Annotated in this window: 10 protein-coding genes; 6 read left to right on the top strand and 4 right to left on the bottom strand. The window is 49.0% G+C overall.

The genetic code is table 11. The features are described from left to right. Positions 1-126 precede the first annotated feature (126 nt). The 3 genes from Q1A54_RS09695 (at position 127) to Q1A54_RS09685 (ending at position 1,774) form a co-directional block, all read left to right on the top strand. Positions 127-528 carry a CsbD family protein gene (locus Q1A54_RS09695; RefSeq protein ID WP_007653235.1) on the top strand — a complete coding sequence of 134 codons (402 nt, stop codon included), beginning with the start codon at positions 127-129 and terminating at the stop codon, positions 526-528. Positions 529-708: 180 nt separating this feature from the next. Beyond that, positions 709-1,056: a YtxH domain-containing protein gene (locus Q1A54_RS09690; protein ID WP_299987104.1), complete on the top strand. Its 348-nt coding sequence runs from the start codon at positions 709-711 to the stop codon at positions 1,054-1,056. 238 nt (positions 1,057-1,294) lie between these two features. Further along, a complete protein-coding gene (locus tag Q1A54_RS09685; protein ID WP_196118204.1) occupies positions 1,295-1,774 on the top strand; it encodes a YtxH domain-containing protein in 480 nt (159 codons plus the stop codon). A gap of 75 nt (positions 1,775-1,849) precedes the next feature. Here Q1A54_RS09685 and lysS read toward each other — a convergent pair whose 3' ends face one another. Both lysS and Q1A54_RS09675 read right to left on the bottom strand, forming a co-directional pair. Beyond that, positions 1,850-3,376: a lysine--tRNA ligase gene (gene lysS / locus Q1A54_RS09680; protein ID WP_196118206.1), complete on the bottom strand. Its 1,527-nt coding sequence runs from the start codon at positions 3,374-3,376 to the stop codon at positions 1,850-1,852. Positions 3,377-3,590: 214 nt separating this feature from the next. Next, positions 3,591-4,619: a hypothetical protein gene (locus tag Q1A54_RS09675; RefSeq protein ID WP_299987101.1), complete on the bottom strand. Its 1,029-nt coding sequence runs from the start codon at positions 4,617-4,619 to the stop codon at positions 3,591-3,593. Between the two features lie 266 nt (positions 4,620-4,885). On the opposite strand from Q1A54_RS09675, the gene Q1A54_RS09670 reads away from it, so the two are divergent. From Q1A54_RS09670 to Q1A54_RS09660, 3 genes are all read left to right on the top strand, one after another. Then, positions 4,886-6,046: an aminotransferase class I/II-fold pyridoxal phosphate-dependent enzyme gene (locus Q1A54_RS09670; RefSeq protein WP_299987099.1), complete on the top strand. Its 1,161-nt coding sequence runs from the start codon at positions 4,886-4,888 to the stop codon at positions 6,044-6,046. A 193-nt stretch (positions 6,047-6,239) separates the two neighbouring features. Continuing rightward, a complete protein-coding gene (locus Q1A54_RS09665) occupies positions 6,240-9,977 on the top strand; it encodes a choice-of-anchor J domain-containing protein (RefSeq protein ID WP_299987097.1) in 3,738 nt (1,245 codons plus the stop codon). Between the two features lie 155 nt (positions 9,978-10,132). Continuing rightward, entirely contained in the window at positions 10,133-10,519 is a 387-nt protein-coding gene (locus Q1A54_RS09660; RefSeq protein WP_196118215.1) for a hypothetical protein, read from the top strand. A 132-nt stretch (positions 10,520-10,651) separates the two neighbouring features. Here the strand turns inward: Q1A54_RS09660 and ggt are convergent, their stop codons facing one another. After that, positions 10,652-12,241 (bottom strand): gamma-glutamyltransferase, encoded by a 1,590-nt coding sequence (gene ggt, locus Q1A54_RS09655; protein WP_299987905.1) that lies wholly within the window; start codon positions 12,239-12,241, stop codon positions 10,652-10,654. A gap of 241 nt (positions 12,242-12,482) precedes the next feature. Next, entirely contained in the window at positions 12,483-14,594 is a 2,112-nt protein-coding gene (locus Q1A54_RS09650; RefSeq protein ID WP_196118217.1) for a carboxy terminal-processing peptidase, read from the bottom strand. Positions 14,595-14,630 lie beyond the last annotated feature (36 nt).

Below are 14,630 nucleotides of genomic sequence, written 5' to 3'. Positions count from 1 at the left end.
GGGCTTGCAAACTAAGTATGCAGCAACCCGTATGTATTGGAACGTAAATTAAACGAGATACAGGTATAAGGACCATGGTTTCTATTCTGAAGGAGCTACGCCTTATCAAATAAACAGCACCTGAAAATGATAAACAACATGAACGACGAAAAAGGAAAAATTCTGCTGGCCACACTGGCTGGTATTGGAGCCGGTGTAGTAGCCGGTGTACTACTTGCCCCAAACAATGGTCTGGACACGCGCGATAGCCTGAAAAAAACGCTCACCAAAGTAAGCGATGATGTGGAGCGCACTGTCAAGAACTTTATGGATAAGCTAGAACGCAACAAGGTGACTGACGATGGAAGCAGCCTGATAATGCGCGGATCCTGGGATGATGTGAAGGGGCAGTTGAAGAAGAACTACGCTGACCTGACCGATGATGACCTGACCTATGTGGAAGGGCAGGAAGACGAATTATTTGGACGTTTGCAGCAGAAGCTTGGCAAAACCAAAAATGAGATCATGAAGGTGATCAGAGACTTGTAAGAGAATACGAAGCATAATTTAAAGCTCAGCAAAATGTTTTGCTGAGCTTTTTTTCGTTATTTAGATGCACTACAACACAAAACTGTAGTATAGTTATAACTTAATACATAGCTTCGTCGTTATTAGGGCAATAGCTAATATTAAAGAAACCAAATCCAACAATTTATAATAAACAGAACTATGAAAGATAATAGCGGAAAGATCATGCTTGCACTGTTGGCAGGCGCTAGCGCTGGTGTAATTGCAGGCTTATTGATGGCTCCAGACACAGGTGAGCACACCAGAACCGGTATCAAGAAGTGGGCTAACAAACTGAGCAAAGATCTTGAGAAGAACCTGCAGACTGGCCTTGACGAAATCAAAAACATGAGCAACGAAGCCATGAGCAAAATGGGCAACGCTAACAAAGAAGGTGGTAACACTGGTGGCAATTCGTCCTCATCAACGGGCTCAACCGGTTCAACTGGCTCTACTACTGGCACATCTGGCAGCACAAGTGCTGGTGGCTCTACCGTAACAAACGTATAGCCCGGGCATAGCCCATTCAAAATGTATACTCGAACTTAGCTTGTTCCTGGGGCACGTGTGCCCGCTGAGGTAGAAGCAAGCTTTGTGAAGGCGAAAGGCCTGTTCCATATCGGAACAGGCCTTTGTTTTTGGATGTTGCTGATTTGAACAGCGCTAACCTTAGGACTTTACTCCCGTTATTATTTTAGAGAGTATAATATTTCGCGCAATCGAATTCACAATAAAACCAAAGCAAACTATGAGAACGAAAATGGATTACAGCAGCCTGGGAGAGGCAAAGAGTACATACAGCAACAACCCAAGATCATCGTCTACCTATAGTCATGTGGGTAGGGAAACGAGCGGAAATGTAACGCACTCCTCTGTGCGGGAGCCGAAGCACCAGCCGAATATGCAGCAACGTACAGCGTATAGCAGCGGTAGTCGCAGGTCATCGTCATCCAGCTCACATGAAGAGAGCAGCGGGACCTTGGGGGTCGCCATGGGCTTGCTCGCCGGCGCCAGCGTAGGAGTGCTGGCAGGTATACTCATGGCACCCGACAGTGGCCGCATTACCCGTCGCCGCCTGTCAGACTCCGCCGCCTGGGTAGGCCGCGGCATCAACGAGAAGTTAGGTGCTGGTAAGACCAAAATTGACTCCTGGGTCGGAAAAGAAGAAAGCCTGAAAGATGCCACGGACAAAATAAAGGATAGAATCTCAGGCGAGGAAAAGCTGTAGGAAGAAAATAAGCATAAAACAGAAATGGCCCGCTATACCTTAGCGGGCCATTTCTGTTTTATTGAAAATTAAACCTTATTCTTCTCTTCTCTCCGGCTTCATCTGTGGGAAGAAGAGCACGTCCTGAATAGAATTAGAGTTTGTCATAATCATAGTCAGGCGATCTATACCTACACCCAAGCCAGCGGTTGGCGGCATACCGTACTCCAGGGCACGCAGGAAGTCTTCGTCCAGGGCCATGGCCTCCACGTCACCACGTTTTGCCAGTTCCAGCTGCTCTTCGAAACGGGCACGCTGGTCAACCGGGTCGTTCAGTTCCGAGAAAGCGTTACAGATCTCTTTGCCGTTACAAATCGCCTCGAAACGCTCTACCAGACCTGGCTTGTCGCGATGCTTCTTGGCCAGTGGGCTCATCTCTACCGGGTAATCTGTGATGAAGGTTGGCTGTATCAGGTTCGGCTCTGCCGTTTCACCAAATATCTCATCAATGATTTTTGCCTTGCCCATTGTTGGGTCTACATGGATGCCCAGTTGCTGTGCCGCCTGGCGAAGCTCCGGCTCTTCCATGTTCGAGATATCAATCTTGGTGAAGTGCTCAATGGCTTCGTACATGGTGTAGCGCTTCCAAGGGCGGGCAAAGTTGATAAGGTTCTCGCCAACTTGTACTTCTGTTTTACCGTGCAGAGCAAGGGCGACTTTTTCTACCATCTCCTCTACCAAGTCCATCATCCAGTTGTAGTCCTTGTAGGTAACGTACAGCTCCATCACCGTAAACTCCGGGTTGTGGAAACGGCTCATACCTTCGTTGCGGAAGTCTTTGGCGAACTCAAACACACCATCGAAACCACCCACGATAAGGCGCTTCAGGTATAGCTCGTTGGCAATGCGCAGGTATAGCGTCATGTCCAGCGTGTTGTGGTGCGTCTTGAACGGACGGGCTGCTGCGCCACCATGTATAGGCTGCAGAATAGGGGTTTCTACTTCGAGGTAACCTTTCTCTGCAAGGAAATTACGCATGGTGCTTACCAGCTGCGTACGCTTCTTAAAAGTCTCGCGCACATCTGGGTTTACGATCAGGTCTACGTAACGCTGACGGTAACGCAATTCTGGATCAGTGAAGCCATCGTGCACGATCTCGTTGCCGTTCTCGTCGATCTCACGCTTCACGATCGGCAGCGGACGAAGGGACTTTGTCAGCACCTTCAGCTCCGTCACGTGCACCGAGATCTCACCCACCTGCGTCACGAAAGCATAGCCTTTAATGCCGATGAAGTCACCGATGTCGAGCATTTTCTTGAACACGGTGTTGTACATGTCCTTGTTCTCACCTGGTGCGATGTCATCACGCGACACATAGATCTGGATACGGCCCGTGCTGTCCATCAGCTCAGCAAACGAGGCTTTGCCCATCACACGGCGGCTCATCAAACGACCAGCCAGGGTTACTTCCTGGTAGTTGTTCTTCTCCTTATCGAAATTCTCCTTTATCTCTTTGGCCGTGGCCGTCACTTCAAATGTTTCGGATGGATATGGGTTGATGCCCATTTTCTCCAGCTCTTCGCGCTCGTGGCGTCTGCGTAGTTCCTGTTCGCTGAGTTGCATGCGATTTTAGTACTAAATGTGACTATTATATATAAACTGCAAAATTGCTAAATAATCGGCAGCTTTTAAAAGGTTAATTACTGATTGTTAAAGGTTAGTTACCAAAGACAGCTCAATCCAGTGTATCCTTCTGAACGCTGAAAATTCTTATAAAAAAAGCCCTGGCAAGCAAAACTTGCCGGGGCTCCCATATATGTAGTAGAACAAATCGGACTTACGCAGCTGTGCGGAGTTGCTGCTCGTCGTCCTGTAAAAGCGGTTTTACTTTGTCCTGCAGTCTGGCTGCCACAAAGGAGTTTTGCAGATAGGCTGGCAGTTCCTGCACAAAGGCCTCATACTGCTGCAGACTCATGGCCTGCGCCACATAGCACTCATGTATGCCATTGAGGTAGCTCACTATCTCGAGCAGCGACTCGTGGAACAGCCTGAAATCGATCTCGGCCTGCACGAAGCGTTCTATCTCGCGGTGTGAATTGGAGATGCGTAGTCTGGCCAGCAGGTCAAACAGCGTGGTATAACCCATGCGCCAGGTCAGTTGCTGCCAATGCTGCGGACCAAATTTCTGAAGCACTTCGTCCGTGCGATTGCTGCGAATAGCCGTTGCTGCATTGCCCTGTACCTGTTGTCGCACAGCTTTGGCCTTCATGCGGCGGGTTGTGCGCAGAAACTGACCGACCTGCGACTGCGCTTCGAGCTCTTTACCGGCAATCTGCAAGCCCGGCTTATAGTGTGCCAGTGGCAAACGGTTGATGCGGAAGTCATCGTAGTGCCCGGATGCGTAGAAGCTCATCGCCTGCGGATAGGCATTCTTCACGATCAGGCGACCTGCTTCGCGCATTACCAGGGTCTCGTTGCTGGTCTTGATCTGGCGGGTATGCAGGAATGCCTGCAAGCTCGCAAACACGGTATAGTAAGCCTGTGGAAAAGTCCAGTGCAGGGCATTTCGGATATAGCTCTCGTCACCTAACTCTGCCGTAGCACGCAAAGCATACTCTGTATTCCAGCTGTTCAGCAAAAGTTTTTTGACTGCTTCCACATCTTCTTCGGCGAGCTCGGCAGGTACTTCTCTAAAGAATGCCAACTGCTGCAGACCCATACCTTCGTAGTGGTTCAGGTGGTAATTGATCGCAAAAAAGTAATTCAGAAACACCTGCGCCGGAATAGATTTATACCATTCCTTGTCGAGCTGTTTCTGCTCTTCCGGATACATGGATATGATGTTTTCTTCTTCTTTCTCTTTCATGTATTTACAACATTTTTGGCCTGCTAACAGTTGCAATTTTTAGCTATAAATTCAAGGTTTATGTTAATTTAATTAATTGATTATCAGATACTTATTTAGATGATGTGAAAAAGTTTTCCGTCGCTTAATAAGTTGCTGTAAAAGCCTCATTTTCAGGTGCAAAATGGCTTAAAGTAAGCCTTTTAAATTCAAGGATTTGTGAGAGATCACAGCAATAACCCGGAGCTCAAAATAAGAGTACAAGAGGGGGACCAAATCTTTGTACCATGGAGCTATCTTATATCCTGAACGAATTGGGGGAAGACCGGGAATTGTATTACAATGCAGTGGCGCCACCCATCCTGCAGACAAGCAATTTTGCCAGCAAAACGGTTGATGATATGCGGTGCATGCTCCTGAACGAGGCAGAGTCTTACCTCTATACCCGTGGCAACAACCCCACTGTGACTATGTTCGAGAAAAAGATGGCGGCACTGGAAGGAGCGGAGCATGCCATTGCGTTTGGGAGTGGTATAGCGGCCGTTTCAGCGGCTGTGCTCTCCCAGCTCAAGGCAAGTGACCATGTGGTGTGCATCGAGAAACCTTACGGCTGGACCAACGTGTTGATGAACCGCTTCCTGCCACGGTTTGGGGTAGAGGTAACCATGGTGGATGGCACAGACACAGAGAATTATCGAAAAGCCATGCGTCCCAACACGAGGCTGCTGTATATGGAAAGTCCCAACTCCTTCACCTTTGAGCAGCAGGATATAGCTGCCGTCGCAGCACTTGCCAAAGCACATGGATGTAGTACCATCATTGATAACAGCTTTGCCTCGCCGCTCAATCAAAATCCGCTGCAGATGGGTGTGGATCTGGTCGTACACTCCTGCACCAAGTACATCGGAGGTCACTCCGACACAATGGGTGGTGTGATCTGTGGCAGTCGTGATCTGATCAATAAGATATTTGAGCGGGAATTTATGACGCTGGGAGCCATACTTTCGCCGCACGATGCTTGGCTACTCCTGCGTGGCCTACGGACGCTTCCTGTGCGTATGGAGCGGGTTGCCGAAACTACCCGAAAAGTGATAGCCTGGATCGAAAAGCAGGAGCAGGTCGAAAAGATCTATTATCCTTTCCACCCTTCGAATCCGCAGTATGAGTTGGCCAAAAAGCAGTTGCGCAATAACACAGGCCAGTTTACAATTGCGCTTAAAACAAATGATATTGGTAAGGTAGAAAACTTCTGCAACAGCTTGCAGCACTTCCTCATGGCTGCTTCCTGGGGCGGACACGAGTCCCTGATTTATCCGGCAGCGGCTTATTATGATAAAAGCTCGAATTACAAAGGCAAGCTAGACTTTAACCTGGTGCGTTTTTATATCGGGCTAGAAGATGCGGACTATTTAATTAAGGATATAGAGCAAGCGCTAAAACAACTGTAGTGACGCAATATTTCATAGAACTATATAGGGATGCGCCATTATTTATAACGATTTCATAACCTTACATTAAATGCAAGTGCTTACATTTGTAGGATGGTTTTATACTCTACATGCTGTAGCCTAAAGCCAATGTGCATCAGTACATTGCATGATCATCTCCTGTCAGAATCAATCTCAAATCAATCTTATACTTATGTTTAAACATTTACACAAAGCTTCTGCTTTTGTGCTGCTTTGCTGTGGCCTTTGGGCTGGCAATGAAGTGCAGGGGCAAAGCAATCCAACTCCTCAAACACTTCCATTTAGTACCGACTTTAGTAGTATGGGCAGTACGACAGAGCTGCCAGCCGGCATTGCGGCCTGGTTAAATGGGTACAACAACTCCAAAGCGGCAGCTTTAGCGTCTACTCCATCAGCTGATGCTCCTATTTCAGTTAAAGACACAAAGCAGTCGGGCGGTGCAAACGTGTATAATTACACGGCAGGCGGCGGAAACAGACTTTATGTACAGCTGTCAGCCAATGCAGCCAACGGATCTGACCAGATTGCGACTGCTATCAATACAGTAGGAAAATCCAGTATACAAGTATCCTATGATGTAGAATTGATTAATAACCATCCCCGATCTGTTGGTGTTACCTTGCAGTACCGTGTTGGTGAATCAGGTGACTGGATTGAAGTAGCTAGCACAGACTATACCAGCAAAGACTTAGAGGATAACGATATCACTTCGTTTAAAGCCATGCTGCCGGCTGGAGCCGAGAATAAAGACATTGTGCAGCTGCGCTGGGTGACTTACGAAAATGTGGAAACTGGCGTAGGCGGTTCACGTGATGGTGTTGCCATTGATAACATAGTTATTGAAGAGACAAACCCGGCTCCGCAGCCAGTACAAGTAAGCACTTCTTCGCTGGTTTTCGGTACGGTGGGTATCAATCAGGTTGCTGACATTCTTACTTATACCTTGACTGGCCACGAACTCACCAACGAGGTTGTAGTAGCTGTAGATGGTGCTTTCAGTGTTTCCAAGACGGAAGATGGTGAGTATAGCCAGCGTTTGGTTTACTCGCCTAGTCAGCTAGAAGAGCCGCGTACAGTATATGTAAAAGTAGCTACCAGCGCTGTTGGTAACTTCACGAGTACGATCACACACAGCAGCAACGGTGTTGACTACGGTACTGTGGCACTTTCTGCTGAAGTTTTCAGCCCATACGTTCAGAACTTCAACAACTGCGCTACAACGTTGCCGGGTGGCTGGACTGCAGTTAATGTAACTGGTGATCAGGTATGGGGCTGTACTACTTTTGGTAGAGAGACGACAGAAAACCCACGTAACAACGGTGTGCAGATCAACGGCTTTAGCGGCAGTGCCCGCGAAAACGAAGACTGGTTGATCTCGCCTTCGCTGGATCTGAGCGACTTCAATATCGCTGCCCTTACTTTCTGGACCAGAACTGCCTTCAAAGGACCAGGCCTGAAACTGATGGTATCCACTGACTACGATGGAACTAGCGCCCCAGGCACTGCTACCTGGACTGAATTGAACGGTGACTTCCCTGAGCTTGCTTCTGATTACTGGAAACAGTCTTTTGTTGATTTGAGCGCTTACAATGGCGAAAATGTGTACGTGGCTTTTGTTTACACAGCAGAAGCTAAGGCTGACGGTGCAGCTCGCTGGACGGTGGATGATGTGGCGGTAGAGAACATGAATCGCGCCCTGTTAGCCAGCGACTTCAACTACGATTTCGGCATGGTGGCAACGCCAAATGCTTCTGAAGCACAAAACTTCAGTTTCTCTGCACCAGGTTACGAAGGTATGACACTGAGTGTAGAGGAAGACTTTGAGCTTTCAAAAGACAACGAAACTTTTGCTTCTTCCATCACTTACTCTGCTGAAGAAGCTGCCGCTTCAAACAAGGTGTATGTTCGCTTTAAGCCTGCCAGCACCAAGCTGCGCACAACAAGCGCCATTACTTTCACAAGTGGTGACTTCTCTGTCAAGAAAGGTATGCTGACTGGTAGCTCTTTGCCGAAGACCAGCACACTGGATATTGTGTCCTGGAACGTGGCCTGGTTCGGTTCCACGAGTGGTGGCCCAAGCAACCTGGACCTGCAGTACAGCAACACAAAAAAAGTACTTGAGACCTTAGACGCTGACATCATTGCGCTTCAGGAAATCTCTAACGACGAGAAGATGGAGCAGCTCATCAATGAACTGGAAGGCTACAGCTTCGTGAAGTCTGATGTGTATTCTTACTCTCAAAAGGAAAGCTCCGGCTCTACCTTGGATCCGCAGAAACTATACCTGGTGTATAAGAATGAAACAGTGCAGATCAAAAGCCAGAAAGTGCTCTTAAATACACTGTATAAGGAAATCCTTGACGGAAGACAACTAGAGAACTATCCGGGCACTAGCGACAGTTTTTGGGCCAGCGGCCGCCTGCCTTATATGGTAGAAGTAGAGGCTACGGTGAATGGTGTTTCTCAGCGTATCAATCTGGTAAACCTGCACACACGTGCCAACTCTGGTGCGGATGTGAGCCGTTACAACATGCGCAAGTATGACGTGCAGGTGCTGAAAGACAGTCTTGATGCGCAGTATCCAAACATGAACCTGGTGCTGCTAGGCGACATGAACGATGACGTGGACGTATCAGTTGTAAACAACCTGCCATCTTCACTGGAAACTTTTGTAAACGACGAAGATTTCAAGGCTCTGACTTACGACCTGAGCACTACAGGCGCCTTCACCTATGCAGGTGGCTCGTATCAGAGTTTCCTCGATCACATCATTGTGTCGAAGTCTTTGACGGACGAATACATCGACGAGTCAATCGCCATTGAGAATCAGTTCCTGAACAGTATTTCAAGCTTTAGAACAACAACTTCGGATCACGTGCCAGTTTCGGCTCGGTTCACGTTTAGCGCTACACCAGTTGTTACTTTTACTGAGCCTTCAGTTACTAAAACAGAAGATGCGGGTAAGTTTAATGTGAGTCTTACTTTGTCAGAAGCACAGACAACAGAGCATACCGTAACGGTGATGATCGCTGACGAAGCAACTGCCTCTGCAGCTGACTATACTGTAACAGGCGTTGATAATGGTAAGATCATTGTAACGATCCCTGCCAACGCAACCACTGCTTCCTTTGAAGTGGAAATTGTGGATGATAACCTCGTAGAGCTTTCCGAAAGCGTGTCTTTCACCATTGACGCTGCCAGCACAGGTTTGGGTATGACGTCGGAGCACAGCTTCGAGCTGACAATTGAAGACAATGACAAGTCGGCAGTGAGTTTCGCTGAAACAACGCTGGAAGTAAACGAGGATGCCGGCACAAAGACCATTACCCTTAACCTTGACCAGGCGACTGTGCAGGGTGAGGAAGTAACACTTACTGTGACCAACGGTGCTAATGTAACGTATGGCACGGCTGGTGACTACACGACTACTCCAGCGGTGACATCCGATGGCAAGATCATCGTGGTGTTCCCAGAAGGTGCGACCAGCGCTACGTTTACGGTTACCGTGAACGATGATGCAGCAGTGGAAGAAGTAGAAACAGTGACATTCGCTTTGTCGGCTTACAGTGCTAAGCTGATGGAAGGTGAGAATACTTCTTTCACACTATCTATCCGCGACAACGATATGCCAACTGGCCTGGCTCGTCGCAAGAACCAGGAGTTCCGCATGTACCCGAATCCAACAAAAGGTGCTGTCACCATTGTGCTGCCGGAAGATGTTTCTTCAGTTGAGAAAGCAACGATGACCGTAATTTCACCAGAAGGTATTCAGGTGGTTAAGCTAGATGGAAGTCTGGATAGCGTAACAGCAGCGCTTAACCAGCGTCTGCCTGGCCTGCGCAACGGCATGTACTTTGTGCAGATTCAGGTACGCGACAAGGTATACCAGTCGCGCCTGGTGAAGAACTAAACCTCAGGTATAGCATTTGAAAGCGGCCTCCTGCATTGTGGGAGGCTGCTTTTTTTGTGTACAGGTATAGCAGTTCTTCAGGCGAAGTCGTTTATACAGGTAGAACCAAGTCGTGGAGCAATCGGTATGAAGTAGACGAACCAAAAGAAATGACTATGACAGACAAACCGCAAATTATAAACAATGTGCATGCTGCTACCCTCATTGGCTCTGGCCTGAGTAGCTATTTTATGAACGAGAAACGTCCGAAGACAGCACTTATACCTGCCATAGCCGGAAGCGGACTACTGCTGCTGAGTAAAAACCTGGAGAAAGGTGACCAAAAAATGGCGCACGTAGCAGTGGGGATCACCGGTCTCTTGCTGGTTCAAACGCTGCGTTCGTTCCTGCAAGCTGCCGTGCCGGATGTGGAGACAGAAACAAAATTTGACCCTGCCACCTTAAATCGCCGCAAACTGATCTTTGGCCTGATGAGTACCACAGGTATAGCCGCGATGGCCACTTATATTGGGGGCTTCATCGAGAAACGCAGGAATGGCTAGCGTATACCTTGTATGAAAAAGAAGAAGCCCGCAGGTGCTATACCTGCGGGCTTCTTCTTTTTTTGTGACTTCTGTAAGTTGAGAGTTATACAAATAATTTTTCTTTCCAAGCAGATAGCTGGCTATACCTGTTTAAAAACCAACGGCTGTGTCATCACCGCGTGGGTCGGCGCCACCTTCCAGTTTGCCGTTTGGTAGAACCAATATACCTTCCACGGCACCGTACTTGCCTCTTTGCTTCAGCTTATAGCCCTTGCTCTCCAGCGCAGCTCTTACCTCAGGAGAGATGGCATCCGGCTCGTGCTGTATCTCGTCAGGCAGCCACTGGTGGTGGAAGCGAGGAGCAGCTACGGCTTCCTGCATGGTCATGCCGTGCTCCACCACGTTCAAGATCGTCTGGAAAACAGAAGTAATAATGGTAGAACCGCCCGGTGTGCCTACCACCATGAATAGCTTGCCGTCTTTTTCCAGTATGGTAGGTGTCATAGCGCTAAGCATGCGTTTGCCGGGCTGTACGGAGTTCGCTTCACCACCGATCAGGCCAAACATATTAGGTACGCCTGGTTTCGCGCTGAAGTCGTCCATTTCGTTGTTGAGCAGAAAGCCTGCACCTTCTACCACGACCATGGAGCCGTAACCACCGTTGATGGTTGTGGTTATGGAAGCGGCATTGCCAAACTGGTCTACGATGCTAAAGTGGGTTGTCTGATCTGATTCGTATATGGGCAGCTCGCCAGCTTTTACTTCTGACGAAGGCGTGGCACGCTCCATACTCACGTTCTGCATGCGCTCCTGCAGGTAGCTGCGATCCAACAGGCCGCTGCTAGGCACTTTATAAAAATCCGGATCGCCGAGGTAAGTGGCACGGTCTGCATATACCCGACGCTTGGCTTCGGTCATTACCTGTATGGTCTGGGGCTGCTGCCAGCCGTAACCTTTTAAGTCGTAAGGCTCTACCATGGTCAGCAGCTGCATCAGGGCTATACCTCCGCTCGATGGAGGCGACATGGAGGTAACTTTCAGGTTCTTGTACTGCCCTGTAATAGGCGTACGCCAAACGGCATTATAGTCGCGCAGGTCCTGGTGTGAAACCAGTCCGCCGCCGCGCTGCATCTCTTTCACAATCAGGTCGGCTGTCTCACCGGCGTAGAAGCCCTCACGGCCACGGTCGCGGATGCGCTCCAGCGTACGGGCCAGGTCGAGGTGGTAGAGCGTGTCACCAGGCTGCCAGGCCTGTGCACGGGTGAGGTAGGGGGTATGCTTGTTATACCTGATCATCCGTTCTCTGGCATTGTTCAGCATGCGTGCCTCACGCTCAGTGAGCACCACACCGCGGCGAGCCAGGTCGATTGAAGGCTGCACTAATTCGGCAAATGACATCGAACCAAGCTTTTCATGCAGCTTGATCATACCATCGACAGAACCTGGTACGCCTGCTGCCAGGTGGCCCATTAGGCTGAGGTCAGGAATCACATTGCCCAGTGAGTCTAGGTACATATCGCGATGCGCAGCTGCGGGAGCTTTCTCTCTGAAGTCAAGTGCGCCGGTTTCGCCAGTATGATGGCGGTATACCAGAAAGCCCCCTCCACCGATGTTGCCGGCTACCGGATAGCAAACGGCCAGAGCAAACTGTGTGGCGATGGCTGCGTCATAGGCATTGCCGCCTTTGCGCAAAATCTCTAAACCGATGTTAGAAGCATCCGGGTGAGCGGAAACCACCATGGCTTTGTCAGCAACTACGCCTCGCTTAGCGGCCTCTGGCTGTGTTTGAGGACGGGGTGCGCAAGCTGAGAAGGAGAGGAGGACTGCTGTAAAACATGTAAGGGTGTAACGTTTCGATCGGGAGCCCTGAAGCAGGTTGAGGTGTTTCATGAATATTGTTCTAGTTGAGGCGAAGATGCAAAATAAAAAAAAGCCGGCTATCTGCATAGCCGGCTTTCTCCTTATTACCAATTGAAGGCAATTACTTCAAATCATTTTTAATGATCGCCACGGATTCTTCTACATACACGTCCTTCTGCAGCGACTTCAGGAAGTCTTTGTTACGGGCCATCTTGGCAGTGTCACCTGAGATAGCCTGCAGATCTGTTTTCAAACGTGACACGTTCAGCACCGGAACATTTTTCTGAGCTTCTTCAAGCTGTTTGTTTGCAGCTTCGCTCTTTCTCTCTTCTTCCATGTACTTCTTCATGCTCAGTGAGCGGGTTGTGATATCAGACTGTTTTTTGAGTCTTTCGCCACTCTGCTGAATTACTTTGAAGCTCTCGTTTCCTGCAATACGGCTCTTGCTGTTCGACTGTATGGTCGGGATATTTAGCTTAGTGCGGGTCCAGGGCTTGTAGCGGGCCGGTGAAATCTCGTCAAACGGCAGCGCATAATCCTGCTCTTTCTCACCAAACTCGAGGTAGCTGTAAGCGTCTGGCAGAATAACGTCAGGCGTTACACCACGCAGCTGCGTAGTACCACCGTTGATACGGTAGAACTTCTGGATCGTCAGCTTCAGCGCACCAAAAGGCTTGTACGGGTCAAACTGCGATGGCAGGGCTTCGTCAATCTCAACGAATTGCTGCACAGTACCTTTACCAAAAGTAGGTGTACCTACAATAACAGCACGCTTGTAGTCCTGCATGGCCGCTGCCAGAATTTCAGAAGCCGAAGCACTGTTAGAGTTCACCATGATCACCAGTGGACCAGTATACTGTACTTCCGGGTCACGGTCATCCAGCACAACAGTCTTACCAGAAGAGGTACGAACCTGTACGATCGGACCCTGCTCAATGAACAAGCCAGCCATCTCAACGGCATCGGCTAGAGAACCACCACCGTTGTTACGCAGGTCCAGCACGAGGCCTTGCATACCTGCTGCTTTCAATTTTTCGATCTCAGCCTTCACGTCGGCACCACTGTTACGGCCACCATTACGCTCAAAGTCAGCATAGAAGCCAGGGAGCTTGATATAACCGATCTTCTGCTTGTCATCGATCATAGCACTCTGGGCATAAGTCTCTTCAAACACAATCACGTCACGCACAATTGGGATAATACGGGTGCTGCCATCCGGCTTGCGTACTGTCAGGCGAACTTCAGTTCCTTTTTTACCACGGATCAGCTGAATGGCATCGTCGATGCGCATGCCTTCTATCAGTACCGGATCACCGCTGCCCTGTGCTACTTTCTGGATCGCATCACCCGGCTTCAAGTCACCTTGCAGGTAAGATGGGCTTCCCGGTACGATTTCAAGTACTTTTATCTGACCGTCTTTCTCTTGAAGAGAGGCACCTATACCTTCCAGTCGGCCGGTAAATTCAATATCAAAGTCTTTCTTAGCTTTTGGAGGGAAGTAGCCTGTATGAGGGTCGTACACGTTGGCCACTGCATTGATGTAAGTGGAACGGCGATCGTCGCGCGTAACCTGCGCCAAACGCTTGTAAAGCTCGTTGTAAGCTGTCATCACTTTGTCTCGGGCTTCAGCTTCCAATTGCTCCGGCGTTTTACGGGTTTCTTTGCTGTCAGCGCTAGCTGTGGCTTTTTCCTGCTGCTTCTGCATTTCAGCCAGGCGCACCAGTGTCTGGTACTTCAGCTGCTTTCTCCAGGCTTCTTTCAGCTCATTTTTGTCTTTGGCATATTTCAGTTTCTTACCGTCCAGCTCAATGTTCTCATCCTTCGAAAAATCAAACGGCTTGGCCAGAATCTCCTTGTAGAAGGCCTCAGACTCTTTGGTACGCTTCTCGATCAGGTCAGCCGAAAGGTCGAAGAACTCAAAAGAACCGGCACGCAACTGGTCATCCAACTGGGTTTCGTACTGGCGCAGCATAGCCACATCTGACTCGAGCAGGAACTTCTTGTTGAAGTCCAGACGATCCAGGTATAGCTTAAAGGCTTTTTTAGAAAAGTTATCGTCTACCTTCTCCGGCTTATAGTGCATAGTGCTCAAGCCCTGCATCAGAGCTTTGATCAGAATTTCGTTTTTACCGGCAGGTGTACTGTTTTTGCTGTACAGGATAAAAGAACCCGTAAGTAAGATCACGGCCAGTACAGAAAGAAATATTTTTAATCTGGTTGTCAAGGATAGCATCTAATTTAGTTTGTTGGACCACATATTCTCTACGCA

Source organism: uncultured Pontibacter sp., assembly GCF_947502515.1.
Lineage (GTDB): Bacteria > Bacteroidota > Bacteroidia > Cytophagales > Hymenobacteraceae > Pontibacter.
The sequence above is the reverse complement of the archived record's forward strand: the minus strand, read 5'-3'. Positions and strand labels throughout refer to the sequence as shown.

Bases quoted from the DNA above. Each gene is read 5' to 3' on its own strand.
- Q1A54_RS09695 (WP_007653235.1), top strand. From the start codon at position 127: ATGATAAACAACATGAACGACGAAAAAGGAAAAATTCTGCTGGCCACA.
- Q1A54_RS09690 (WP_299987104.1), top strand. From the start codon at position 709: ATGAAAGATAATAGCGGAAAGATCATGCTTGCACTGTTGGCAGGCGCT.
- Q1A54_RS09685 (WP_196118204.1), top strand. From the start codon at position 1,295: ATGAGAACGAAAATGGATTACAGCAGCCTGGGAGAGGCAAAGAGTACA.
- lysS (WP_196118206.1), bottom strand. From the start codon at position 3,376: ATGCAACTCAGCGAACAGGAACTACGCAGACGCCACGAGCGCGAAGAG.
- Q1A54_RS09675 (WP_299987101.1), bottom strand. From the start codon at position 4,619: ATGAAAGAGAAAGAAGAAGAAAACATCATATCCATGTATCCGGAAGAG.
- Q1A54_RS09670 (WP_299987099.1), top strand. From the start codon at position 4,886: ATGGAGCTATCTTATATCCTGAACGAATTGGGGGAAGACCGGGAATTG.
- Q1A54_RS09665 (WP_299987097.1), top strand. From the start codon at position 6,240: ATGTTTAAACATTTACACAAAGCTTCTGCTTTTGTGCTGCTTTGCTGT.
- Q1A54_RS09660 (WP_196118215.1), top strand. From the start codon at position 10,133: ATGACAGACAAACCGCAAATTATAAACAATGTGCATGCTGCTACCCTC.
- ggt (WP_299987905.1), bottom strand. From the start codon at position 12,241: ATGGTGGTTTCCGCTCACCCGGATGCTTCTAACATCGGTTTAGAGATT.
- Q1A54_RS09650 (WP_196118217.1), bottom strand. From the start codon at position 14,594: ATGCTATCCTTGACAACCAGATTAAAAATATTTCTTTCTGTACTGGCC.